At 65.2% G+C, this 25186-nt stretch carries 22 protein-coding genes; 6 read left to right on the forward strand and 16 right to left on the reverse strand.

Going from position 1 to position 25186, the window contains the following annotated elements; genetic code table 11:
• Positions 1-147: 147 nt before the first annotated feature.
• The 4 genes from thiM to MTX35_RS04780 form a co-directional block, all read right to left on the reverse strand.
• The gene (gene thiM / locus MTX35_RS04765) at positions 148-966 is read right to left on the reverse strand and encodes a hydroxyethylthiazole kinase (protein WP_243593858.1); all 819 of its coding nucleotides are present in this window, start codon (positions 964-966) and stop codon (positions 148-150) included.
• 169 nt (positions 967-1135) lie between these two features.
• Positions 1136-1837 carry a DUF2334 domain-containing protein gene (locus MTX35_RS04770; RefSeq protein ID WP_243593859.1) on the reverse strand — a complete coding sequence of 234 codons (702 nt, stop codon included), beginning with the start codon at positions 1835-1837 and terminating at the stop codon, positions 1136-1138.
• Between the two features lie 55 nt (positions 1838-1892).
• Complete coding sequence (locus tag MTX35_RS04775; RefSeq protein ID WP_374230235.1) at positions 1893-2402, reverse strand: glutathione peroxidase; 510 nt, start codon at positions 2400-2402, stop codon at positions 1893-1895.
• A gap of 130 nt (positions 2403-2532) precedes the next feature.
• Positions 2533-3930, reverse strand: a complete 1398-nt coding sequence (locus tag MTX35_RS04780; protein ID WP_243593861.1) for a cation:dicarboxylate symporter family transporter — start codon at positions 3928-3930, stop codon at positions 2533-2535.
• A gap of 151 nt (positions 3931-4081) precedes the next feature.
• Between MTX35_RS04780 and MTX35_RS04785 the strand changes: the two genes are divergently transcribed.
• A complete protein-coding gene (locus MTX35_RS04785; RefSeq protein WP_243593862.1) occupies positions 4082-5659 on the forward strand; it encodes a sensor histidine kinase in 1578 nt (525 codons plus the stop codon).
• The gene (locus MTX35_RS04790; RefSeq protein WP_243593863.1) at positions 5656-6330 is read left to right on the forward strand and encodes a response regulator; all 675 of its coding nucleotides are present in this window, start codon (positions 5656-5658) and stop codon (positions 6328-6330) included. Before MTX35_RS04785 ends, MTX35_RS04790 begins: the two co-directional genes overlap by 4 nt.
• 48 nt (positions 6331-6378) lie before the next feature.
• On the opposite strand, the gene MTX35_RS04795 is transcribed toward MTX35_RS04790, so the two are convergent.
• Positions 6379-8505 (reverse strand): S9 family peptidase, encoded by a 2127-nt coding sequence (locus MTX35_RS04795; protein WP_243593864.1) that lies wholly within the window; start codon positions 8503-8505, stop codon positions 6379-6381.
• Positions 8502-9386, reverse strand: coding sequence for a phosphoribosylaminoimidazolesuccinocarboxamide synthase (locus MTX35_RS04800; protein WP_243593865.1), 885 nt, complete (start codon positions 9384-9386; stop codon positions 8502-8504). The genes MTX35_RS04795 and MTX35_RS04800 overlap by 4 nt, the downstream gene beginning before the upstream one ends.
• Before the next feature lie 62 nt (positions 9387-9448).
• On the opposite strand from MTX35_RS04800, the gene MTX35_RS04805 reads away from it, so the two are divergent.
• Positions 9449-10861, forward strand: coding sequence for an MDR family MFS transporter (locus tag MTX35_RS04805; protein ID WP_243593866.1), 1413 nt, complete (start codon positions 9449-9451; stop codon positions 10859-10861).
• Positions 10862-10864: 3 nt separating this feature from the next.
• Here the strand turns inward: MTX35_RS04805 and MTX35_RS04810 are convergent, their stop codons facing one another.
• From MTX35_RS04810 to MTX35_RS04820, 3 genes are read right to left on the reverse strand one after another with little or no spacing between them, the layout of a single operon-like run.
• Positions 10865-11920 (reverse strand): ABC transporter ATP-binding protein, encoded by a 1056-nt coding sequence (locus MTX35_RS04810; RefSeq protein ID WP_243593867.1) that lies wholly within the window; start codon positions 11918-11920, stop codon positions 10865-10867.
• Complete coding sequence (locus MTX35_RS04815) at positions 11917-13485, reverse strand: iron ABC transporter permease (RefSeq protein WP_243593868.1); 1569 nt, start codon at positions 13483-13485, stop codon at positions 11917-11919. Before MTX35_RS04815 ends, MTX35_RS04810 begins: the two co-directional genes overlap by 4 nt.
• 3 nt (positions 13486-13488) lie before the next feature.
• Positions 13489-14532, reverse strand: coding sequence for an iron ABC transporter substrate-binding protein (locus tag MTX35_RS04820; protein WP_243593869.1), 1044 nt, complete (start codon positions 14530-14532; stop codon positions 13489-13491).
• Positions 14533-14649: 117 nt separating this feature from the next.
• Here MTX35_RS04820 and MTX35_RS04825 point away from each other — a divergent pair, with 117 nt between their 5' ends.
• On the forward strand, positions 14650-15843 hold the full coding sequence (locus MTX35_RS04825) for an FAD-dependent monooxygenase (RefSeq protein WP_243593870.1): 1194 nt from the start codon (positions 14650-14652) through the stop codon (positions 15841-15843).
• Here the strand turns inward: MTX35_RS04825 and MTX35_RS04830 are convergent.
• The 5 genes from MTX35_RS04830 to MTX35_RS04850 all read right to left on the reverse strand — a co-directional run bounded on the left by MTX35_RS04830 (position 15840) and on the right by MTX35_RS04850 (position 21038).
• A complete protein-coding gene (locus MTX35_RS04830) occupies positions 15840-16733 on the reverse strand; it encodes a siderophore-interacting protein (RefSeq protein WP_243593871.1) in 894 nt (297 codons plus the stop codon). The two genes, MTX35_RS04825 and MTX35_RS04830, sit on opposite strands and share 4 nt — an antisense overlap.
• An 81-nt stretch (positions 16734-16814) precedes the next feature.
• Positions 16815-17621, reverse strand: a complete 807-nt coding sequence (locus MTX35_RS04835) for an ABC transporter ATP-binding protein (protein WP_243593872.1) — start codon at positions 17619-17621, stop codon at positions 16815-16817.
• Positions 17618-18685, reverse strand: coding sequence for an iron chelate uptake ABC transporter family permease subunit (locus MTX35_RS04840; RefSeq protein WP_243593873.1), 1068 nt, complete (start codon positions 18683-18685; stop codon positions 17618-17620). The genes MTX35_RS04835 and MTX35_RS04840 overlap by 4 nt, the downstream gene beginning before the upstream one ends.
• The gene (locus MTX35_RS04845; protein ID WP_243593874.1) at positions 18682-19746 is read right to left on the reverse strand and encodes an iron chelate uptake ABC transporter family permease subunit; all 1065 of its coding nucleotides are present in this window, start codon (positions 19744-19746) and stop codon (positions 18682-18684) included. Before MTX35_RS04845 ends, MTX35_RS04840 begins: the two co-directional genes overlap by 4 nt.
• A gap of 5 nt (positions 19747-19751) precedes the next feature.
• Positions 19752-21038 (reverse strand): lysine N(6)-hydroxylase/L-ornithine N(5)-oxygenase family protein, encoded by a 1287-nt coding sequence (locus tag MTX35_RS04850; protein ID WP_243593875.1) that lies wholly within the window; start codon positions 21036-21038, stop codon positions 19752-19754.
• Between the two features lie 340 nt (positions 21039-21378).
• Between MTX35_RS04850 and MTX35_RS04855 the strand changes: the two genes are divergently transcribed.
• Complete coding sequence (locus MTX35_RS04855; RefSeq protein WP_243593876.1) at positions 21379-22485, forward strand: ABC transporter substrate-binding protein; 1107 nt, start codon at positions 21379-21381, stop codon at positions 22483-22485.
• Here MTX35_RS04855 and MTX35_RS04860 read toward each other — a convergent pair.
• The gene (locus MTX35_RS04860; RefSeq protein ID WP_243593877.1) at positions 22472-22897 is read right to left on the reverse strand and encodes an HIT family protein; all 426 of its coding nucleotides are present in this window, start codon (positions 22895-22897) and stop codon (positions 22472-22474) included. The genes MTX35_RS04855 and MTX35_RS04860 overlap by 14 nt on opposite strands.
• A 68-nt stretch (positions 22898-22965) precedes the next feature.
• Between MTX35_RS04860 and MTX35_RS04865 the strand changes: the two genes are divergently transcribed.
• Positions 22966-23757 carry an HAD-IIA family hydrolase gene (locus tag MTX35_RS04865; protein ID WP_243593878.1) on the forward strand — a complete coding sequence of 264 codons (792 nt, stop codon included), beginning with the start codon at positions 22966-22968 and terminating at the stop codon, positions 23755-23757.
• Here the strand turns inward: MTX35_RS04865 and purB are convergent, their stop codons facing one another.
• Positions 23758-25176: an adenylosuccinate lyase gene (purB, locus tag MTX35_RS04870; protein ID WP_243593879.1), complete on the reverse strand. Its 1419-nt coding sequence runs from the start codon at positions 25174-25176 to the stop codon at positions 23758-23760.
• Positions 25177-25186: the final 10 nt, after the last annotated feature.

The raw sequence follows: 25186 nt of genomic DNA on the forward strand, positions 1-25186 counted from the left end.
CAAACATGTTCCGTTACATCACGTTTCGGTCAAGAGGGCGTAACCTCCGCAGCGATCTGCATTTTTCGCACCACTACGCGCACATTTCGCGACATTCCCACGCATATTGCTGCACAGTGGAGCACCAGTTGCACACTGGAGCGCGTGTCATTCAGGCCAGCCGATGTCGAGCCGAACCAATTCACGAATTGCCGACTCGTCGACCGTGTCGAGTCCGTCGAGGAATGCGACGGCGAAGGATCCCGGCCGCGAAGTCGACCGGGCCGCGATCTCCGACGCCACCGCAACATGCGCATGCGCGGCGACGGCACCGATCAGCACAGTCGGAGCAACCGAGCAGTACGCCGCCGTCAGCGCACCGAGCGCACACCCGGTAGCCGTAACCCGTTGCAGCAGTGCGCTTCCGCCACCCACCTTCACCATGCCGTCGGGGCCGAGAATGTGATCGGTCTCCCCCGATGCAGCCACCACCTCGGCTCGGTCCAGCAAAGAACGCGCCGCATCGACCGAATCTGCCGCGTGCGCAGACGAATCCACTCCCCTTGATCCACCCTCAGCGCCCGCCAGACCCATCACCTCCGACGCGTTTGCACGAATGACGCTGGGCCGGTTGACAAGTAGCTCAACGGCCACCTGGGTTCGCCACGGCAGACCGCCGGCTCCCACCGGATCGAGTACCCACGGCTTCCCCGCTGCCCTCGCTGCGGCCGACGCCAGGTGAGCACTCTCCACCTGGGCAGCCGTCGGTGTTCCGAGATTGATCAGGACCGCGTCGGCGATCTCGGCGAAGCCGGCCGCTTCCTCGGGGTTGTCCACCATCGCGGGAGCAGCCCCGGCAGCCAACAGTGCATTGGCGACGAACTGCACCGACACGGTGTTGGTCAGACACTGCACCAACGGATTGCGTTCGCGCAGAAGTCGATGTGCGTGGGCGATGTCGTCCAGGGTCACACTCGAGGCACTCATCGATCCGAGTCTACGACCGCACCCACCCCGTTCGCGTCAATGGACCACTGCACACGTCTGAGCGGTGCAGTGGCACATTCACGCAGCTACTCGGTGCGCGTGAATGGCGCTTTGCATACGTCTGGGCCGTGCAAGGGTCCATTGACGCAAAGGGGGGTGCAGCGAGGAACTACGCCACGCGGGCTTTGGTTCGCGGGATCCATTCGTACACGCCGGCCTCGGCTCCGTGGTGTAGGGAGAGGTCGATCGTGTCGAGGACTGCCTGCCGCGGCGCGGGCCGTCCGAGTTGCTTGGCACTGATGGCCAGGCGCACCACTCCGTCGCGTCGGGCGGTGCGGCCTGCGCCGAGTACCAGAGCTTTGAACCACCACGGCTCGGCTTTGAATCCTTCGCCGATTCCCCACACCCGAGCGCGCACGACTCCGTCACGATCGAGATCGTGAATGCCGTTGAGTGAAGCGAGGGTTCGGAAGCCGGCGTCGGGCAGGGCTTCGACGGCTCCGGGTGAGGCGATCCAGCGCGGAGCGGCGAACACTCGAGTGCGCAGGCCGGTCTGTTCCATGACGCGGTCCGCGGCCATCAATCGAAGTCGGGCTTCGTGACGCGGTAGTGCGGAGAACTCGGAGCGTCGACGCTTCGTCGCGGCCTGGTCGTAGCCGTGCAGAACGATCGCGTCGCCACCGTCGCGTCGGGCCCGCAACCACTCCTGGGTGGGCACGTCCGCTGCGAGACGGTACTTGTCCTTCAACCGAGGCGCGACGAGCAGCGACAGCGGGACGCCTCGTCCGTCGAGGATTCGCGCGAACTCGGCGGCGTGCTCGTAGGTGTCGTTCTTGATTCCGCTCACCGACACGATCAGGCGTCCAGACATGACTCGAGCCTCGCACACCAGCGTGAACGAGGCTCGACGTCGATGCAGACAGAAGCTAAACGGCGATCGTTTCCTTCGGCAGGATCTTGTCGATCGCGGCGAGCACCTCGGGGGCGTCCGGCTCGGTGCGCGGACGGAAGCGGTTCGTGACGACTCCGTCGGGCGAGATCAGAAACTTCTCGAAGTTCCACTGGACGTCTCCGGCCTTGCCGTCGGCGTCCTCGGCCTGGGTCAATTCGGCGTACAACGGGTGCTGGTTGTCACCGTTGACGTCGACCTTCTCGGTCATCGCGAACGTGACGCCGTACGTGGTGGAGCAGAAAGTTTCGATTTCTTCGGCGGTACCGGGCTCCTGGCCACCGAACTGGTTGCAGGGCACTCCGACGACCGAGAGGCCACGGGCCGAGTATTCGTTGGCGAGCTTCTCGAGCTTCTCGTACTGCGGGGTCAGTCCACACTTGGAGGCGACATTGACCACGAGGACGGCTCTTCCGGCGTACTCGTCGAGCGAGGTGGGCGCACCACCCAGCGTGTTGATGCCGATGTTCTGAACTTCAGTCATCACCCGAACTTACCTGTGAGTACCGACAGAATGGAACCGACGCACAAAAGCAAGTACGACCCCGCTGGTGGCGGGGTCGTACTTGCGTTCTTCCGAACCGGGCGACGGGGGGATGCGCGGCGCCCGGCAGGTCTTACGCCTTGGCGGCGGCTTTTTCGATGACGACCTGCTTGTCGGCGGGTCCGTCGTCCTCGGGGAGGTGGTCGTCGACCATGGTCTCCTCGTCGAACGGCAGGTTGCCGTCGAGCACCGTGTTGACTCGTTCCTTGTCCAGAGTCTTGGTCCAGGTTCCGATGAGCAGGGTGGCGACGGCGTTACCGGAGAAGTTCGTGACTGCACGGGCCTCGGACATGAAGCGGTCGATTCCGACGATCAACTCGACGCCCTGGAGCAGCTGGGGAGCGTGGCTCTGCAGGCCGCCGGCCAACGTCGCCAGTCCGGCTCCGGAGACTCCGGCCGCACCCTTCGAGGCGATGATCATGAACAGCAGCAGCGAGAACTGCTCGGGGATCGAGAGCGGCATGTTCATGGCGTCGGCGATGAAGATCGAGGCCATCGTCAGGTAGATCGCGGTGCCGTCGAGGTTGAACGAGTAGCCGGTGGGGACGACGATGCCGACGGTGGTGCGCTGCACTCCGACGTGCTCCATCTTGGCGATCAGACGCGGCAGGGCCGACTCGGAGGAGCTGGTGGCGACGATGAGCAGGTACTCACGGGCCAAGTACTTGACCAGCTTGAAGATGGAGAAACCGGTGACGAAGCGCAGGATCAGGCCGAGGAAGAAGAAGACGAAGATGAAGCAGGTGATGTAGAAGGCGAGCATCAGGGTGCCGAGCTGAACGACGGCGTCGAAGCCGGTGCGGCCGACGACACCGGCGATGGCGCCGAAAGCGCCGATCGGGGCAAGCCACAGGATCATCGTCAGGATGCGGAAGACGAGCTTCTGTACAGCGCCGATGCCCTTGAGAATGCCCTCGCCGCTCTTGCCCATGGCCTGGAGTGCGAAGCCGACGAGGATGGCGACGAACAGCGTCTGCAGCACCGAACCGGCGGTGAGCGACGACACCAGGGTCTCGGGAATGATGCCGGAGATGAAGTCCATCGTGCCGCCGGCTTCTTCAGCTGTCGCTGCGAGATCGCTTGCGGCACCGGTGGACGGAATGTTGAGTCCCTCACCGGGCTGGATGAGGTTGCCGACGACCATGCCGATACCGAGGGCAATGGTCGACATGCCGATGAAGTAGGCCAGAGCCATGCCGCCGACGCGACCGACGCTGGCTGCGGCGCGGACCGATCCGATGCCGAGGACGATGGTGCAGAAGATGACCGGGCTGATCATCATCTTGATCAGGCTGACGAACAGTGTGCCGAGGACCGCGAGCTCGGTGGCGAAGTCCTTGGCGGTCAGTCCGACGATGACGCCGGCGATGACGGCGATGATCACGGCGATGTAGAGCCAGTGAGTCTTGTCGCGCTTCTTCTTGGGCTCGGCTGGCGGATTGTCGAACCGCTCGGCATCGATGGTTGTCATGAATGTTCCTTCTGGTTTCAGGTGAAGCGCGAGTCGAACTGCTGACTTCGTGACTACGGGGAGTGGAGTGAGGTGCATCACCCCTGCTGAGAGATGATGTTGCTCGACGCCGTGACAGGAGTCACCTATACGTTCATTTCGTTCACACCGAATGTTCTTGCTCGAAAGGAATGCGTTGTCCTCGAAGCGCCCGCTGAGCGTCGCCGGCCAGGTCTTGGTGTTGCAGCTCGTCGTCATCGGCGTCGTCGTGTTCGCCGGCGGCATCCTGACGGTGCTCAACGAACGGTCCAACAGCGACGACGCGACCCGACGCGAAGTCACGGCGATCGCGGTGAGCATCGCCAACGAACCGTCGACGCCTATCGCGATCGAGTCCGACGACCCGACGTCGCGTCTGCAACCGGAAACCGAGAAGATCAGGCAGGTCACCGGCGTCGACTTCATCGTCGTCATGGCTCCGGATCGCACCCGATTCACGCACACCACCGTCGACCTGATCGGTAAACCGTTCAGCGGCAACATCGATCGCGCATTGCAGGGCGAGACGTTCACCGAGACGTACGTCGGTTCTCTCGGTCCGTCGATCCGTTCGGTCACACCGGTCACCGACTCGTCCGGCGAGATAGTCGGGCTCGTTTCGGCGGGAGTCACCCGGCAGAAGATCAGCGATCAGTTCTTCCAGGGCCTTCCACTCATCATCGGGGTGGTGCTCGCCGCTTTTGTCGTCGCCGCAGCGGGTTCGACATTGCTCAGCCGACGGCTCCGGCGTCAGACACTGGGAATGGCACCGGCGGAACTGCGCACGATGTACGAACATCACGACGCCGTCCTGCACTCGATCGGTGAGGGACTGCTGGTGTTCGGCCGCGGCGACGAGGCGGAGTTGGTCAACGACGAGGCCCGACGCCTCCTCGATCTGCCGGAGGGCCCGGTCTCGTTCGAGTCGTTGCCGGAGTCGATGCAGCAGATGGACACCGGCATCGTGCGCGGCGAATTGCATCTGACGAAGGATCGCGTGCTCGTCGTCAACCAGGATCCGGTGATGTGGGAGGGCCGACGCCTGGGCAATGTTCTGACGATTCGCGATCAGACCGAATTGCGTTCGTTGATGGGTGAATTGGACTCGGTACGCAGCTTTGCGGAGTCGCTGCGTTCGCAGGCTCACGAGTCGGCGAACAGGCTGCACACCGTCATCACCATGGTCGAGCTCGGCCGACCCGAGGAGGCCGTCGAGTTCGCGACGGCCGACCTGGAACTCTCCCAGACGCTGATCGACCGCCTGATGAACTCCGTCGGCGAGCCTGCACTCGCGGCGCTGCTGCTGGGCAAGGTCAGTCAGGCCGCCGAGCAGGGCGTGGAGCTGACGATCACCGACGACACCGCGATGGAACACGAGGGTGTGCTCACTGCCCGTGAATTGGTCACGCTGGTCGGCAATCTGATAGACAATGCGATCGATGCCTCGAAAGAATCCGACCAGCCCTGGGTCGAAGTGACGGTCCGCGACGCCGACGGTGAACTCGTCGTCCGGGTCGCCGACAGCGGTCCGGGAATGCCGCCCGAAACGCTGAAAGCTGCTCTGCGGCGTGGCTACTCGACCAAGTCCGGCTCGCGCGGGCTCGGCTTGGCATTGGTAGCCCAGGTGATCACGCGCCATCGAGGCACTCTGACCTCAGAAGTGACGTACGGATCGGTCCTGGTTGCGACAATTCCGGGAGCTACCTCGTGATCCGGGTGCTGATCGTCGACGACGAACCGCTGATCGCCGAGGCCCACAAGACGTACGTCGAGCGCACCCCGGGCTTCGAAGTGGCCGGGGTGGCGCACACCGGAGCGTCGGCCATGCGCTTCGCCAGTACCGAGGCCGTCGATCTGGTGTTGCTCGACATCGGCCTGCCCGACGCCAGCGGCATCGACGTGGCCGCCGCGCTCGGCGGTCTGCGGCCGAGTCCCGACGTCATCGCCATCACCTCCGAGCGGGATCTGTCGGTGGTGCGTTCGGCGGTGGCGCACGGCATCGTGCTGTATCTGCTCAAGCCCTTCACGTTCGCTGCGTTCCGCGACAAGCTCGAGCGCTATCGCGAATTCCATGCCGCGTTGCCTGCCGGCGAGAACGCGTCGAGTCAACGCGACATCGACCGTGCCATGGCGCATCTACGCACGGCCGACGAACGCGTCTCGACTCCCAAAGGCATTGCCCCGCAGACGATGGACGGCATCACCGCCAGCGTCAAGGAAGCGGCCGACGGACTCAACGCATCCGAGGCCGCCAAGGTCGTCGGAGTCTCCCGAGTGACGGCATGGCGATACCTCGAACGCCTCGCCGACGACGGCCTGGTCACTCGGCACACCGAATACGGTAAGGCCGGGCGACCGCAGGTCCGCTACGTCTGGCGTTAGAGCGGCTGCGCCGCATGTGAGCGGAAATTCGTAGCAGGCTACGAATTTCTATGCACGTGCGCCGGAGGCGCTCACAATCCACGCGTACTCGAAAGCCGCTTCTTTCCATTTCTCATAGCGTCCGCTGACTCCGCCGTGTCCGGCGCTCATTTCGGTCTTGAGGAGCAGGTCCGAGTCCCCCGTCTTCGTTGCGCGCAGCGCCGCAACCCATTTGGCGGGTTCGACGTAGAGGACGCGGGTGTCGTTGATGGACGTGATCGCCAGGATCGACGGGTAGTCCTTGGCCTCGACGTTCTCGTACGGGCTGTACGACTTCATGTAGTCGTACACCTCCTTGTCCGCCAACGGGTTTCCCCATTCGTCCCATTCGATGACCGTCAGCGGCAGTGACGGGTCGAGGATGGAGGTGAGCGGGTCCACGAACGGAACGTTGGCGAGGATGCCGTTGAACAGCTCGGGTGCCAAGTTGGCCACCGCACCCATCAGCAGTCCGCCCGCGCTGCCGCCGTCGGCGACCAGATGCTGCGGTGAGGTGCGGCCGGTGTCGATGAGATGCTGTGCGGCAGCTATGAAGTCGGTGAAGGTGTTCTTCTTCTTCAACGTCTTGCCGTTGTCGTACCAGTGCCGACCCATCTCACCACCGCCGCGCACGTGCGCGACGACGAAGACGATGCCGCGGTCGAGCAACGACAACCGAGCGACGGAGAACGACGGGTCCATCGACGCCTCGTACGATCCGTAGCCATAGAGCAGCGTCGGCGCAGGCCCTTCGGGGACGTCCTTTCGCGCGATGACCGACAGCGGAATCTGCGTGCCATCGGGCGCAGTGGCCCACTCACGATGCTGCACATAGTCCGCGGCGTCGAACTTCCCCAGAACCGGCTGCGACTTGCGGAGCAGCAGTTCGCCACTGGCGATGTCGAGGTCGTAGACCTGCCCGGGAGTGATGAACGAGGTGTAGACCATCCGCAGCAGCGGCTGATCCCACTCGGGGTTCGAGCCGGCTCCGACCGAGTAGAGCTCCTCGTCGAACTCGAGCTCGCGGTATTCGCCGTATCCCTCGTCGGTCAGCGGCCAGATCGCCATGCGGGTCAATGCTTCTCGCCGGTAGGTGAAGATCAGATGTCCGGCGAAGGCGTCGATGTCCTCGACTCGGACGTCGTCGCGATGCGGCACCAAGATGCGCTGATCCAAAGGATCGCTCACCGGAGCCTCGGCGAGCAGGAAGTTCTCGGCCTTCTCCCCCTCGGTGCCCCAGCCGTTGACCGAGCCGTTGTGGGTGATGAGGAAGCGATCCTCACCGGCCACGACAGCGTGTTCGATGCTGTACTCGATGCCGTCCGTACGCGGCAGTACGACGCGGAACTCGCCCTCGGGATCGGTGGATTCCAGGACCAGGCACTCGGAGGTGATCTTCGATCCGACCCAGATCATCAGGTACTTCTCGCTACGGGTGGAACCGAAACCGACCCAGTAGCTTTCGTCGGGCTCGTGGAAGACCTTGACGTCTCCGGACTTGCCGAGCGTGTGCCGCCAGACGGTGTCGGGACGCCAGGATTCGTCGACCGTCAGGTAGAACACGTGCGTGGCGTCGGCCGTCCAGGTGGCCCCGGGCGCGACGTTCTCGATGGTGTCTGCGAGCAGCATTCCGGTCTCGAGGTTCTTGAAACGCAACGTGTACCGCTCGTCGCCCTCGGTGTCGGTGGAGTACGCCAGCAGCGTGCCGTCGAGGCTGATCGAGAACGCACCGAGGGAGAAGAAGTCGTGACCCTCCGCCTCGAGATTGGCGTCGAGCAGGACCTGCTCACCGGGAACGTCCACGTCGGACGACAACGTCGGCGGGGTCCAATCGTCGGGAGAGTCGACGGGGCAACGGCATTGAAGACCGTACGACTTGCCCTCGACGGTGCGCGAGTAGTACCACCATTGGCCCATGCGCGTCGGCACGGACAGGTCGGTCTCCTGGGTTCGCGACTTGATCTCGTCGAAGATCTTGCCGCGCAACGACTCCAGGCCGGCCGTCTGCTGCTCGGTGTATGCGTTCTCGGCTTCGAGGTAGGCGATCACCTCGGGATCTTCCTTGGCTCGCAACCACTCGTAGTTGTCGATGAAGGTGTCGCCGTGATGGGTGCGCTCGTGCGGCACCTTCTTGGCAACGGGTGGGGTGATCGTCATGGCGTGACCCAATCGTCGAAGTTCAGGCCCGAGATGCGCTCGTAGGCCTCGATGTAGCGGCTGCGGGTTGCGGCGACGATGTCGTCCGGCAACGGTGGCGGTGAAGTGTCGGAGTTGCGATCCCAACCGGATTCGCCCGTCAACCAGTCCCGGACGAACTGCTTGTCGAAACTCGGCTGGACGCGACCTTCTTCGTACGAATCGGCAGGCCAGTAACGCGAGGAATCGGGCGTGAGTACCTCGTCGGCGAGGACGAGGTTGCCGTCGGCGTCGGTGCCGAACTCGAACTTGGTGTCCGCGAGGATGATTCCGCGTTCCAGAGCGAAGTTGGCTGCGCGCGAATAGATCTCGATGGTGTCTTCACGCAACTTGAACGCGAGTTCGGCTCCGACCAGGTCGACGACCTGTTCGAACGTGATGTTCTCGTCGTGGTCGCCGATCTCGGCCTTGGACGCGGGGGTGAAGATCGCTTGGTCGAGTTTGCTGGATTCGATCAACCCCGGCCGAAGCTCTACGCCGCACACCGAGCCGGTCGCGTTGTAATCCGTCAGCCCGGAGCCGGTGAGGTAGCCGCGCGCCACGCACTCGACCGGAACCATGCTCAGCTTCTTCACCACCAGTGCACGGCCGAGCAGTTCGGTGGGAATGCGTTCGTCGAGCGGATCGCCGGCCAGGTGGTTGACACCGCCGAGCTCCTCGAAGAAGAACACGCTCATGGCCGTCAACACACGTCCCTTGTCCGGAATCGGGGTGTCGAGGATGTGGTCGTATGCCGAGATTCGGTCGCTCGCGACGAGCAGCAGATGCGCGTCGTCGATGGTGTACAGATCGCGGACCTTGCCGCCGGCCAGATGCTCGTAGCTACTCAGTGATGGTCGCACGGTGTTCAACACTATCTGGGCCGGTGGCGGTGGGGGCGTCTGCAGGGATCAGACTGGTAGCTGTGGCAACGAACAACACGACGTCGGATGTCGGATTCCGCTCCGAACGCGGACCGATCCTGGTCGCGCTGATGCTCAGCACCTCTCTGGTCGCCCTCGATGCGACCATCATCGCCACGGCGGTGCTGTCCATCGTCGACGACCTGGGCGGCTTCACCCAGTTTCCGTGGCTGTTCTCCATCTATCTCCTGGCGCAGGCCGTATCGGTGCCTTTGTACGGGAAACTGGCCGACCTGTTCGGGCGCAAGAAGATCATGCTGTTCGGCATCGCGGTGTTTCTGCTCGGCTCGATCCTGTGCGGACTGGCCTGGAGCATGCCCGCCCTGATCGTGTTCCGGGCGATCCAGGGTCTCGGGGCGGGTGCCGTGCAGCCCATGGGCATCACCATCGCCGGCGATATCTACACCCTCGCCGAGCGCGCCAAGGTGCAGGGCTACCTGGCCAGCGTCTGGGCCATGTCCTCGGTTCTCGGGCCTGCGCTCGGCGGGATCTTCTCCGAATACTTGTCGTGGCGCTGGATCTTCTTCATCAACATTCCGTTGTGCGCGTTGGCCGCGGGGATGCTGTGGCGCAAGTTCGACGAGGGAGCCGTGGAACGCACCAAGCCCAAGATCGACTACCTCGGTGCCGGGCTGCTGACGGTGGGCGCAGCGATGGTGCTGCTCGGGCTGCTCGAAGGTGGCCAGTCCTGGGCATGGAACTCCCCCGTCAGCATCGCCATCTTCGCCGCCGGAGTCTCGTTGCTCGCCGCTTTCGCGGTGGTTCAGACCAGAGTCGAGGAGCCGATCCTTCCGCTGTGGGTGTTCACGCGTCGGGTCCTGGTGGTCAGCAGCTTCATCTCGCTGCTCGTCGGTGCATTGATCCTCGGCTTGACCTCGTACGTGCCGACGTTCGTACAAGGCGTTCTGGGTACCGGCGCGATCGTCGCCGGCTTCTCGCTGTCCACCCTGACCCTCGGCTGGCCGATCGCGGCATCCCAGTCCGGACGGGTGTATCTGCGCTTCGGCTTCCGCACCACGGCGCTCGTCGGTGCCTCCATCGCGGTCGTCGGAGCGGCATTCGCCACCGGCCTCGGTGCCGGTTCGCAGGTGTGGCAGGTGGGCGCGGTGTGTTTCGTGATCGGCCTCGGCATGGGTCTGATCGCCAGCCCCACCCTCATTGCCGCTCAGTCGAGCGTCGAATGGTCCGAGCGCGGCGTCGCCACCTCGACCAACATGTTCGCCCGGTCCATCGGCAGCGCAGTCGGGGTCGCGATCTTCGGTGCCATCGTCAACTCGCGCGTCTCCGGCGATCCGAGCCCCGAACAACTGTCCGACGCCATCCATCCGGTCTTTCTGGGTGTCCTGGCGGCGGCAGCGGTGATGGCCGTCGCGGCACTGTTCATGCCCAACCGGGCAGCGGAACCGACCCGATAGTTCTCAACTCACCTGACGCGGAAACCAGTGCACCGGCGACGTCACTGAAACCTCGACTACGGTACCGGGAGCGAATCGGTCGGCGGTCCGGGCAATCGCCCGAAGCCGCAGCCCGGTGTCCCTGTGCCGCAGGGTGACCGAGGATTCCGGGCCGGTGAAGAACTCGTGTTCGACGAAAAATGCGCCGTCCTTGCGTTCCGAGACCGCCAGCTGTTCGGGCCGGAGCAGCGCCTGCCCGTTTCCCGTCGCTCGGGTGGTGGATTCGAGACGTCCCAGAACGGTGTCGACGTGGCCGCCCTCGGCTGCAGCGTCGACGAAGTAGGCATCGCCGACGAAGCGCGCGACGGCGGGTGTGGCGGGTCGCTCGTACACCTCACGCGGTGTGTCGATCTGGGCGCAGCGACCACCCAGCAGCACGGCGACCCGATCGGCAGTTCCGAGCGCCTCCGCCCGATCGTGGGTGACCAGGATCGACGCGGTCTTGCTGGACTGCAACAACTCTCGTACGTCCTGCCTGATCGAGGTTCGCAGTCCCGCGTCGAGGGCGGCGAACGGCTCGTCCATCAACACCACCGACGGAGCCGGAGCGAGCGCGCGCGCCAACGCGATGCGCTGCTGTTGGCCGCCCGAGAGCTCGCTGGGTTTGACCCCACCGGCGTCCGGCAGTCCGACGAGCTCGAGCATCTCGTCGACGCGGTGCATGCGCTCTGCGCGACCGGACAGGTAGGGCCGCAGAAACCCTGCACGCAAACCGAATTCGATGTTCCTTCGTACCGACAGGTGTGGAAAGAGTCCACCCTCCTGCGGCATCAGGCCTATCCCCCGCTTCTCCGGTGGCACCTGAATCTGCCCCGCCACCGAGATGTCCCGCCCATCGGAGGTGATCCGGCCTGCATCGATGCGGTGCAGGCCCGCAATGGATCGCAACAGAGTCGTCTTGCCGCAGCCGGACGGACCGAGGACGGCGAGCATCTCGCCGTCGCCGAGGTCGAGATCGATCCCGTGCAGCACAGCCGTACTGCCGTACGAGGCAACCAGACCGGAGATCACCATGCTCATGGCAGTGCTACTCGCTTCCGCGTCGTGCGCCCCAGCGCTCGTGTCAGTACGACCGTCGGGACCACCGAGATCAGGATCAGGGCCAGGGCGTAGGGAGCCGCCTCGCCGTATCGGAACGCCTCGGTGGTGGACCACAGCGTAGTCGCGAGAGTGTCGACTCCCCGAGGGCGCAACATCAACGTCGCAGGGAGCTCCTTGGCGACGGTCAGGAAAACCAGAGCGGCCCCGGCGGCGATGCCGGGTGCCGCGATCGGAATCGTCACCCGAAGGTCGGTGCGGAGCCGGCCCGCGCCCAACGTCCGTGAGACATCCTCGAGGACAACGGGAGTGGCGTCGACGACAGCTCTTGTGCTGCCGACGGCCAACGGCAGGAACAGCACCACGTATGCCAGTACCAGCAGAACCGCCGTCTGGTAGAACGACGGCAGGAACCGGATTCCGAGAAAGACCGTGGCGAGCCCGACGGTGATACCCGGTAGCCCGTGCGCGATGTAGGTGGACAACTCGGCACCCCGAGCGGCCCTCGACGTGGATCGGGCCGCGAACAGCGCGACCGGCAACGCGAGCACGGCCACCACCACTGCGGCGGTCGCGGAGTACTGGACGGTCTTGGCCGTGACGGCCAGCACGTCCACCCAGTCGAAGGTGAATCGCAACGATCGACTGAGCCATCGCGCCAGGGCCAGTATCGGCACCACTACCGAGAGTGTCAGTGCCGCAACGACAACGGCGAGAGCCGGGATACGCCAGCGGCCGAGCACGACCGGCTCGGCCGTCCGATCGGTTCCCGATCCCACCCTCGCCGTGGCACCGCGTCGGGCACGCCGTTCGAGGAGGGTGAGCACCAACGCACCCACCACGAGGACCAGACCGAGAACAGCGGCTGCGGTGCGATCGAGTCCCCCGCGGTACGCACTGTAGATACCGAGCGTGAAGGCGTCGTATCGCATCAGAGCCACCGCCCCGAAGTCACTGATGGTGTAGAGCGCGACCAGCAGAGCGCCCGCCGCCGCGGCCGGAACCACGCGACGGCACTCGACGGTCAGCGCCGTGCGCACGGCACCTCGACCGAGGGTTCGCGAGACCTCGGCCAACGATGGGTCGGCGGTGGCGAACGCCGCGGAGACCGGCAGCATCACCAGCGGGAAGCACGACAACGTGAGCACCAGTGCGGCACCGGAAAAGCCTGCCAACGAGGGGAATTCGGCGATCCACAGGTACCCGGACACGTAGGACGGGATGGCGAGTGGAGCGGCGAGGACCATCGCGAAGAAGCGTCGCCCCGGTAGATCGGTACGGACGGTCAACCAGGCCAGCAGGGTCCCGACCACGACGGACGCGACGAGCACGGTGAGAGTCAGTGTTGCCGTACGGATCGCGAGGTCGAGTGTTCGTTGCCGCAGGAGCAGTCGCAGCACCTTCTCGGTTCCGCCGTCGAACGCTCGAACGAACAGGTACACCAAGGGTGTCAGCGTCAGCGCTCCCACGCACAACGCGGTCGTCCCGAGAACGGGACGACCGCCGAAGTGGCGCCGCCGAAGCGGCTGGAGTGCAGACGTGGGCACCGCCTAGATGATTCCGACGTCGGTGAGCAGGGTCTGGGTCTCCTCGAGGGACGACAGCTGGCCCAGATCGAGATCGGTCGAGCCCAGCTCGGACAGCGGCGGCAGGTCGTAGTCCGAGGTGACTCCGTCGATGACGGGGTATTCGGCGGTCTCGTTCGCGAAGTACGTCTGCGATTCGGTGGAGAGCAACTCGCGCACGAAGTCGAATGCCGCTTCCTGGTTGTCCGAGTCGGCCAGCACACCGGCACCGGCGACGTTGATCAGCGCGCCGGGGTCGCCGGGCTCGAAGTAGTGCAGCTCGACCGGGGCGTCGTCGCCGTTCTCGTCCTTGAAGGGGTACCAGTAGTAGTGGTTGAGCAGGCCGGTGGCGACCTGTCCGTCGTTGACTGCGGTCAGCAGCGGGTTGTTGCCCTCGAAGGCGACGGGCTCGTTGGCGACGAAGCCTTCGAGCCAGGTGCGGGCACCGTCCTCACCGCGCTGCACGCGCAGGGCGGTGACGAAGGCCTGGAACGACGCGTTGGTGGGTGCGTAGCCGATCTGTCCGCGCCAGCGCGGGTCGAGCAGTCCGTCGATACCGGTGGGCAGGTCTGCTGCCTGCACCGAATCGGAGTTGTAGGCCAGCACGCGGGCCCGCGCGGAGGTGGCGACCCAGGTGCCGTCGGCACCGCGGTACTGCTCGGGAACGAGGGAGAGGATGTCCTCGGGCAGCGGCGCGAGGGCACCGGCCTCGTCGAGGGCACCGAGTGCGCCTGCGTCCTGACCGTAGAAGACATCCGCCGGGGTGGCGTCGCCCTCTTCGAGGATCTTCGCGGCCTGGGCGTTGGTGTTGCCCGAGTAGTCGACCTCGATACCGCCACCGATGCGCTCGATCAGGGGGTCGACGAGCTCTTCACCGCGGCCGGAGTACACCACGAGTGCGGACTCGGCGGTTGCGGACTCGGAGGTGGACGTGCCTTCGTCGGACGAGCCTTCCGAGCTGCATGCAACGAGACCGAGGGCGAGGGTTGCGCTGCACGAGAGCAGCGCCAGACGGCGAACGGTGAACACGGTTCTCCTGACGGAAACGGGTCATTCGGACAATTCGATGAAAGTACACCACAAAGGTGAGGCTCAGCTACTTTCCCTCCGGGATTGAACGACCGGCCGCCCGGGCATCCGCGCCCCATGTCTTCTCGTGTGCTCGTCACCGGTGCCAGCATCGCCGGCCCCACTCTCGCCTTCTGGCTCGACCGAGCCGGCTACGAGGTCACCGTGCTCGAACGCGCTCCGCAACTGCGACTCGGCGGCCAGAACATCGACGTGCGCGGCTCCGGCCGCGAGGTGCTGCGGCGCATGGGCCTGGACGAGACCCTGCTCGCGAACGGCACCACCGAGAAAGGCACCCGATTCGTCGACGACGCAAACGCCACCATCGCGGCCTTCCCGGCCGGCGATGGCTCCCAAGACGGCCCGACGGCGGAGTTGGAAATTCTGCGCGGGGAGTTCGCGCGGATTCTGGTCGAATCCGCCGGACCCCGAACCGAGTATCGCTACGGCGATCGCGTTCTCGACGTGGCCCAGGATGCCGACGGAGTCGATGTGACGTTCGCGTCGGGGCCGTCCGAGCGATTCGATCTGGTTCTCTTCGCCGATGGAATACGTTCCAGCAGCAGAGAACTGGTGTTCGCCGGCGAGGCCGAGACCACCCCGGTCGGCCTGTACACCGCCTACGGCGTACTGCCGAAGGGACCGAGCGACGACGGCTGGTGGCGCTGGTACAACGCCCCCGGATCGCGAGTGGCGAACCTACGACCGGACAACCTCGGCACGACGCGATTCAGCCTGTCCTGGGTGTCGAACGCCGGCGGCTACGAGGGCGCGTCCACCGAGCAGGTCGTCGCCGCGCTGCGGACGCAGTTCGCCGATGTCGGTTGGGAGGTGCCCCGGATCCTGGACTCCCTCGGTCCGGACTCGGAACTGTACGTCGACTATCTGGCGCAGGTGAAGGCCCCGCGTTGGTCGAACGGCAGAATCGGCATGCTCGGCGACGCCGCCTGGTGCGCAACGCCGTTGAGCGGAATGGGGACCACGTTGTCGGTCACCGGTGCGTACGTGCTCGCCGGTGAACTCGCACGGGCGACCGATCATCGCGCCGGGTTCGAGGCCTTCGAGGCGCGTATGCGTCCGTTCGTCGATCAGGCGCAGAAACTCCCGCCCGGCGTGCCGCGCGTCGCGCATCCGAAGACCTCGGTGGGAGTCGCCGCATTTCGCACCGTCCTGCGCCTGGCCGGATCGAAGCCTGTGCAGGCCGTGACCAGCAAGTTCCTCGGCCCCGACGCGGCGACACTGGAGTTGCCGAACTTCGTATTCCAGAGTTAGAGCCCCACCCGCTCGAGCAGCGCATCGAATGCCTCGCTGGCTTCCTGCTCGGTGCGGCCGGATTCGATGACGCCGTTGTACACCGCCAGCGCCTCTTCCTGGTACTGCTTGTATTTCTCGAGCCACTTCTCGGAATCGGCGCGCCAGTAACCGATGATGTCGAAGTACGCGATGTCGTAGCCCAATTCCTTGCGGAAGTGCTTGCGCACCCGACGCGAGGACGACGCCTCGCCGGCGAACCACACGTACCCACGTCCCTCGGGCACGGGGTAGGCCAGCGCCGCGTCATCGAGAACGCTTGCGCTGTCGCCGTTTCCGGATCCGATGCGCCAGTCGAAGGTGACGTCGGCCTGGGTCTCGAAGGACTGGATGTCGCCGCGTTCGAGAACCTCGACGATCGCATGCGCCCGCATCCCGGCAGGCAACTGTTCGACGAGCCGTCCGAGTGCGGGCAACCCGGTCATGTCCGCGACCAGCAACAGCCATTCGACGTCGGCGGGCGGTGAGTACCAGGACCGAGGACGGGTGAACAGCACCGTCTGCCCTGGCGCGGCCTGCTGTGCCCAGGTGGCCGCGACGCCGCCCTCGTGGGCGAAGAAGTCGATGGTCAGCTCACCGCGCGTCTCGTCGAGGCAACGAATGGTGTAGTTGCGGCCCTCCGGTGCGTCGTCCAGACCGTGGAACCACCACACGCCGTCGACCTCGGTCATCGGCGGCGGCTTCATTTCCCCCGCCCGAGGAAAATAGACGCCGACACATTCGTCGGGAACCCCGAGCGTGCGGTAGCCCGCGACATGCTCGCCGCCGAACGTCACGCGCACCATGTGCACGGTGAGCTGTTCCACTGCAACGACATCGGCGTAGTAGTAACCCCGCGGTTGTTCACTCATCTTCGTCCTCGATACATATCTCGACGTAACTCTTGCGAGACCTTCGAGCTGACTCGGCGGCCGTTCTCCACCAATTCTAAACTAAGCCTTGCCTAGCCTGTGACCGCCCACCTTGGGAATCACCAACGGAGTGTGTGATTCCGGATCGTCGATGATGCGGCACGGCAACCCGAAGACGGCCTCGACCAGCTCGGCGGTGACGACGTCGGTGGGCGCGCCTTCGGTGACCACCGCTCCGTCCTTCATCGCGATGATGTGGTCGGCGTACCGGCAGGCATGGTTGAGGTCGTGCAGTATCGCAACGAGGGTGCGACCGTTCTCCTGGTTCAGACCGGCCAACAGGTCGAGCAGTTCGACCTGGTGGGCGATGTCGAGGAAGGTCGTCGGCTCGTCCAACAGCAACAGTGGGGTCTGCTGCGCGAGAACCATTGCCACCCAGACGCGTTGCTGCTGGCCGCCGGACAGTTCGTCCACCGGACGAGCGGACAGTGACGTCACTCCGGTGGCGTTCATGGCCTCGATCACCGCAGCCTCGTCCACCGCCGACCACTGCCGGATCAGCTTCTGATGCGGATAACGCCCCCGCGCAACGAGATCGGCCACCGAGATACCGTCGGGTGCGATGGAGGTCTGCGGAAGCAGGCCGAGGCGTCGGGCAACTTCTTTCGCCGGATACGACGAGATCGCCTTCCCGTCCAGCAGAACGGTTCCGTGCGAGGGCTTCAACAGCCGCGAGAGCGCCCGCAGCAGAGTCGATTTGCCGCAGGCATTCGGTCCGACGATGACGGTGAACTTGCCGTCGGGAATCTCGACGGTCAGGTTCTCGCTGATGACACTCTTGTCGTAGCCGACCGTGATGTCGTCGGTGTGCAATCGAGGCTTCGTCACTGCTTCCTGCCTTCCCGCGCCAACAACCACACGAAGTATGCGCCGCCGACCGATACGGTCACCACGCCCACCGGCAGCTGAGTGGGAGCGAAGACGCGCTGCGCAACCACGTCGCTCACGACCAACAGCAGCGCTCCCATGCACGCGGCGGGCACCATCGCCACTCCCGAGGTGCCGGTGAGGCGGCGCGCCAACTGCGGTGCAGCGAGCGCGATGAACGAGATGGGCCCCGCCGCCGCGGTGACCAACGCGATGAGTGCAACTCCCAGGAACACCAGCATCAACCGGGTCGGCTCGGGACGCACACCGAGCGCCCTCGCCGCGTCGTCCCCCATCTCCAACATCGGCAGCCGACGCGAGAGCAGCGCCAAGCCCGACGCGATGACGATCGACACTGCCAGTACGGGTCCCACCTGCGACCATCCCAGCCCGTTGAGCGTGCCCGCGCCCCACACTGCGGCTGCGATCGCGTCGTCCAGGTCGGCCCTGATCACGAGCCAGGTGTTGACGGAGGCAAGTACCGCACTGACGGCGATCCCGACGATGATCAACCGAAAGCCCTGTACCCCTCGTCGGTATGCGAGCAGATACACCACCGCGGCCGTGGCGAGGCCACCGACGAGCGCGCCCGCTCCGGTCCGGTAGTAGCCACCACCGAGGGCGAGGATGACAACGAGCGCGCCGGTGTAGGAACCGGTGGCGAATCCGATGATGTCCGGGCTGCCCAGAGGATTTCGCGTCAGAGATTGGAATATCGCACCCGATACACCGAGGGCGGCTCCGAACAGGAAGGCCAGTGCCACTCGGGGAAACCGCCACTCCATCACCACGATCTCGGTCAGGCGTGGCGCGTCGCCGAACACCGCGGTGAGCACCTCGTTCGGCGGAATGTAGAAGTCGCCGGTCCCGACCGCGAGAACGGAGACCACCACCGTGACCAGAAGCAAGGCCGCGCAGACGCCGACCGCCCGGATATCGATACGGCCGTCCACTCGATCCCGCACTCGAACGACCCACAGCTTTCGGCCGAAATCGATGCCGCCGCCGTGTTGTTCACGGGTCACAGTCCGCTCGCCTTCTTCCGGCGAACCAGCACGATGAGCACCGGTGCGCCGACGAACGCGGTGACGATGCCGACCTGCAGCTCCCCCGGCCTGATCACGATACGTCCGACCACGTCCGAGAGCAGGAGCAAGCCCGGTGCTGCGAACACCGTGTAGATCAGGATCCAGCGCTGGTCCGGGCCGACGAACCAGCGCACCATGTGTGGAATCATCAGTCCGACGAATCCGATGGGACCGGCTGCCGCCGTCGCAGCGCCGGCGAGCAGAGTCACTGCGACGACACCGATGATTCTGGTACGAATCACGTTCGCCCCCAACGACTGCGCCAGGTCGTCGCCGAGCGCGACCGCGTTGAGGGGACGAGCGATCAGGGCGGCCAGGAAGACGCCGACCGCGATGAACGGGGCGATCTCGAACGCGACGTCCACGCCCCGACCGGCCAACGACCCCGCACCCCAGAACCGCATCCTGTCGAAGGCATCCGGATCGAGCAGCAGCATGCCCGAGGTGATACCGCCGAGGACCGCACCGAGCGCAATTCCGGACAGCGTCAAGCGAATCGGAGTCGCTCCCGCTCGCCCCAGCGACCCCAGCGCGTACACCGCCACCGTGGCGAGCACGGCCCCGGCGAACGCGAACCAGATGTAGGACCGAATGCCGGTGACACCCAACACACCGACGGCGATCGCCACGAGGAACGCCGCCCCGGCGTTGACACCGAGGATTCCCGGGTCGGCCAGTGGATTTCGCGTCATCGCCTGAATCAGCGCACCGGCCACCCCGAGGGCGATCCCGACCAGCAACCCGAGAACGGTACGAGGAAGCCGCAGTTCGCGGACTATCACGGATTCGGTGGATCCGTCGGTGAAGAACAGCCCGCGCCACACCTGACCGATCGGGATGTACTCGGTCCCCACCGAGATGCTCACCAGGCACAACGCTGCCAAGACAGCGACGACGAAGAACAATCCTGCGGCCCGCCGCGCATCGGTACGAGCCAGGCCACCGACTTCAGCCGGAACGTCTCGCTGTTCCGGCTCGTCGCCCACGCTCGTCCTCACCCGATTCACACCACCGATCGCACCCTCGCGCTCACAGCGGACTTCACGATCTCACCGCTGCGAACAGCGATGTTGGACAACAAGGACGAGGTCAGACCGTGCGTGTGCTCGGTGCCGCCTTGGAGGTAGATCGAACCCGCACTCGGTTCTCGCGTCACGAGTCGGTAGTCACGCGTCACGCGAGGACCGCGAGAGTCGTATTCGACGGCGTCGAACAGTGGACCGAGGATCTCGGGTAGATCGAGGGACGTGAAGCCGGTGGCATAGACGACAGCGTCGCACAGTACGTCCTCGGCCAGCCCCGTCGGGCCGTGCTCTACGGAGACACGCACGCCCGACGGCTCCTCGGTGGCTCCGACCAACCGGGATGCTCCGTGCACGAACAACCGGCGCTGCCCGCTGACCCGCTCGGCGTACTCGCGCGCGTACAACTCCTCGATCAGAGGCAGGTCGACGGCGGAATAGTTGGTGCCGCGGTGATACTGCAGCAACTGCTCGCGCAGCGTGTGCGACGACGAATAGAAGTCGTCGACGGCCGTCGGATCGAAGATGCGATTGGCGTACGGGCTGTCATCGGCCGGGCTGTACCCGTACTTGCGCAGCACCGCGTGCACCGAGGCATCGCTGTACGTCGAGTGCAGGTAGTCCACCACCTCGGCTGCGCTCTGCCCGGCACCGACGACGACGAACGTGCGCTGCGTCCGCGACGGCAACCGATCGAGATGGCCGAGAAGATCGTGATTGTGGAACTGCCGGTCCGACGCAGTGACCCCGTCGGGCAGGCTGGCGGTCAGTCCACCGGCGAGCACGATGTTGCGCGCCCGGACGGTCCCGGTTCGCCGGCCCTCGGTACGGACGCCGTAGCCGTCGCCGGTGTCGACGACGTCCACCGCCCGGGTCCCGTAGTGGACGGTCGCGTCGACCTTTCCGGCGGCCCAGGCCAGGTAATCGTGGAACTCGAGCCGACTCGGGAAGAACGTCTGCAGGTTGATGAAGTGATGGAGCCGATCCTGCTCCGACAGATACGCCAGAAAGGTGTACTCGCTGCCGGCATTGCGCTGCGTCGCCAGGTCCTTGAGGAACGAGATCTGCATCGAGGTGCCCGGCAACAACATGCCGGGGTGCCAGGCGAACTCGTCCTTCGACTCGATGAAACACGAGGTCAGACGCTCGGCCGGCGCGCATGTTCGATTGTGTTCCTCGATCGCGATGGCCAGACCGAGATTGGAAGGACCGAATCCGACGCCGACGATGTCGTACTGACCGTCGACGTGGTCGTTGTGCGAGGTCATCGAACGGTCGCCCCCGAGATTCGATCGGTGGAGTGCAGATCGGCATGAACGAGGCCTACACGGTGGATCGCTCCACCGAGCTGGGTGCGGTGCATGAGGCGTCTCCTTCTACTTGCGGACGAGATTCGGGGTGACGCCGGCGAGGGTCCGTCGATGGCCGTCTCGGCAGTGCCCAGCGTCCTGGCTCGATGTCATGAGCAACGCTACTTGCCTACGGTAGGCTAACCTAACATCCTCTCGGCTACAACGGCTCCGTCGTTCGCCGAGTGCGCCCGGAAACGTGTGCGGCCCTCGATCTCCCTCGGTTCCACCGTCCATCATCGAACGCGAAAGTGAGCGCATGTCTTCGACAAGAATCCGCACCATGGGGCGATACAGATCCGGCCCCCGCGCCCGCACCGGAGGTATCGCGGTGCTCGTGCTTCTCGCCACTGCAGCGTGCAGCAGCGGCACCACCGACACCGAGGTCGTCGACCTGAACGCGAACCCAGCCGCGTGCGGCGAGAACGACCGCGTCGATGCAGTCGACCGAGCATCGGGACCGTTCACGTACACCGACGGTCGTGGACGCACGATCTCGCTCGATACTCAGCCGACGAGAATCATCGCCGACGAAGAATCGGCCGCGGCTCTGATGTCGTACGGAATCAAGCCGATCGCCATCTGGTCGACGACTCCGATGGGCACCAGCCCCATTCTGAGTTGCTCCGACCTCACCGGCATCGAATCGGTCGGCGAGAGCTGGGGCACATTCGATGTCGAGAAAGCCGCCGCCCTCGAACCGGATCTCGTCATCGGCGAGTACAACCCTCGATTCGGCCAGTTCGGCAAGCTGACCACCACGGCCGACTCGTCGAAGGCAGACACGATCGATCTGCTCGCCCCCACTCTGGGTGTCACCTTGGATACGACCTCGACGGCGAAGACCATCGAGAACTACGCCGGACTCGCATCCTCGCTCGGCGTCGACCTCGACACGCCACAACTGGCCGACATCAAGGCCGAATTCGACGCCGCCGTGGCGAAATTCGAGAAGGTTGCCTCGGAGCGTCAGGACCTCACCGGCGTCGGCGTCTGGCCACTCGACGTCGCGTACGTCCTCGACCCGTCGGCAGACCCCGACTTCAGCGACTATCAACGGTGGGGCCTGAGGATGTACACACCCGACGGCACCGATGACGGGTACTGGAAGAAGGTGTCGTGGGAGAACGTGTCGACCGTCGACGCCGACGTCGCGTTCGTCTATCACGACGTCGCCAACGCCGCCGACGTGAAGCTCGCCGACATCCCGAGTCGTTACCCGGCCTTCGACACGATCGCCGCCGTCGACGACCAGCAGATGGTGTTGTGGGACTACGGCGCCAACAAGAGCTACAGCCGCTACACCAAGACCATCGACGTCTATGCCGACGCGCTGTCCAAGGCGAAGAAGGTCACGACCGAGTGAGAGCGGCTGCGATCTCTGTGGCCTGCCGGTCCAGTTCGGATCGCTGCGGCGACGACGGCCGAGCCCGCAGCCCGAAGCCGTCGCCGATCATCCGGGGGATCACGTGCAGGTGCACGTGGAAGATTTCCTGACCGGCCACCGTGCCGTCGGCGAGAAAGAAGTTGACTCCGGCGACACGCGGATTGCTCGCTCGCACAGCGGCGGCCACTTTCTGTCCCACCACGAACAGGTGCGCCCCGATCTCCGGTGGCAGCTCCTCGAGAGTCCGGAACTGCTGCCTGGGCACGACCAGCACATGTCCGCTGGTGAGCGGCCTGATGTCCATGAACGCAACCGCTGTCTCGTCCTCGTGGACGCGAGAAGCCTCGGCCGTCCCGGCAATGATCTCGGCGAAAATCGTGTAGGGGTTCACAACCACCGAGCGTAGGCGCTCGGTGCTCTGAGGCTGCAGAGCCCGAAGCCGGAGACTACTGTTTGTCGATGGGTATCGGCGGGGTTCTTTTCGACATCGACGGCGTTCTGGTGACGTCGTGGCAAGCGGTGCCAGGGGCAGCGGACACTCTGAAGTACTTGGACAGCAAGGACATTGCGCGCGCATTTCTGACCAATACGACGTCGAAGACGCGTGAGCAGATCGCGACCGCACTGCGCGATGTCGGGCTGGACGTGCATTCGGACGAGATCGTCACGGCCGCGTCGCTCACCGCAGATCATCTTCGCGAGAACTATCCGGATTCACGGGTGGTGCTGATCAACAACGGTGAGATCGCAAGAGACATGCCGGGAATCGACTTCGTCGACGAGACGTCCGAGGATCCCGACGTCGTGGTGGTCGGCGGTGCCGGGCCGGAGTTCACGCACGAGCGGCTCAGCCGCGTCTACGACTGGCTGTGCCGCGGCATACCCGTCGTCGCAATGCACAGGTCGTTGATGTGGAGCACCGGTGGCGGGTTGCGCATCGACACCGGCATGTACCTCGCCGGGATGGAGCAAGCGTCCGGTCACGCTGCGAAAGCGATCGGCAAGCCCGCTCCCCTGGGCTTCCGGACGGCATCAGATCGGATGGGCGTCGACCCGGACGACGTCGTCATGGTCGGTGACGATCTCGACAACGACGTCCTCGCCGCCCAGGTCGTCGGCATGACGGGAGTACTCGTTCGCACCGGGAAATTCCGTCAGGACGTCCTCGATCGACGCATCACCGACGAGTTCGCGATGGAACCCGATCACGTGATCGACTCGGTCGCCGACCTGCCCGACGTCCTCGCCTGACTAGAGAATGGGCGACGGGCTGTACGACGCTCCGGCCGGGAATTTCGCGATCAGCCGCTCCACTGCCGAGACGACAGCACCGACCTGAGCGTCGGCCGCACCGATGAAGGCCGTCTTGTCGGCCAGCGCCGCATCGAGGGCAGCGTGGTCGAGTGGCAGCCGATCGTCGGCGGCCAGGCGGTCGAGCAGGTCCGGGTCGAGTCCCTGCTCACGCATCGCCAATGCGACGGCAACGGCGTGTTCCTTGATCGCCTCGTGTGCGGTTTCGCGTCCGACGCCCGCGCGCACGGCTGCCATCAGCACCTTGGTCGTCGCGAGGAACGGCAGGTAGCGGTCGAGTTCCTTCGCGATGACCGCCGGATACGCCCCGAATTCGTCGAGCACGGTCAGGAAGGTCTCGATGAGACCGTCGATAGCGAAAAAGGCGTCGGGCAGCGCGACGCGGCGAACAACGGAACAGAAGACGTCGCCCTCGTTCCACTGCGCTCCGGCGAGCTCGGCGGCCATCGATCCGTAGCCGCGCAGCACCACCTGCAGGCCGTTGACGCGCTCACACGACCGGGTGTTCATCTTGTGCGGCATCGCCGACGAGCCGACCTGGCCCGGTTGGAAACCTTCGGTGACGAGTTCGTGGCCTGCCATCAGGCGGACGGTGTGTGCGAACGAGGACGGGCCGGCACCGACCTGGACCAGCGCGGACACGACCTCGTGGTCGAGCGAGCGCGGGTAGACCTGGCCGACGCTGGTGAGCGTGTGGCGGAAGCCGAGGTGGTCGGCAACGATCCGCTCGAGAGCGACCAGCTTGGCGGAGTCACCGCCGAACAGGTCGAGCATGTCCTGCGAGGTGCCCATCGGCCCCTTGATTCCGCGCAGCGGGTAGCGCGCGATCAGTTCCTGCACCCTCGACAGCGCCAACAGCAGCTCGTCCGCGGCAGACGCGAATCGCTTGCCCAGCGTGGTGGCCTGGGCAGCGACGTTGTGACTGCGCCCGGCCATCACCAGCGAGGAGTACTCGGCCGCGCGCTCGGCGAGCCGCTTCGCGACAGCAACGCCGTGCCCGTGGACGTGTTCGAGTGAGCGCAGAATCTGCAGCTGCTCGACGTTCTCGGTGAGGTCGCGGCTGGTGAGTCCCTTGTGGATGTGCTCGTGCCCGGCGAGGGCGTTGAACTCCTCGATGCGAGCCTTGACGTCGTGCCGGGTGACCCGCTCACGCTCGGCGATCGACGCAAGATCCACCTGATCGACAACGGCTTCGTAGTCGGCGATGGCAGCGTTGGGGACGTCGACTCCGAGGGAGGACTGTGCGCGCAGCACGGCAATCCACAACTGACGTTCCAGGACGATCTTGTGCTCCGGAGACCACAGCTCCACCAGTTCGGGACTCGCGTAGCGGGTGGCCAGGACATTCGGGATGCTCACGAGCGACCAG

The organism is Rhodococcus sp. ARC_M12 (assembly GCF_022810385.1).
GTDB classification, from domain to species: Bacteria; Actinomycetota; Actinomycetes; order Mycobacteriales; family Mycobacteriaceae; genus Rhodococcoides; species Rhodococcoides navarretei.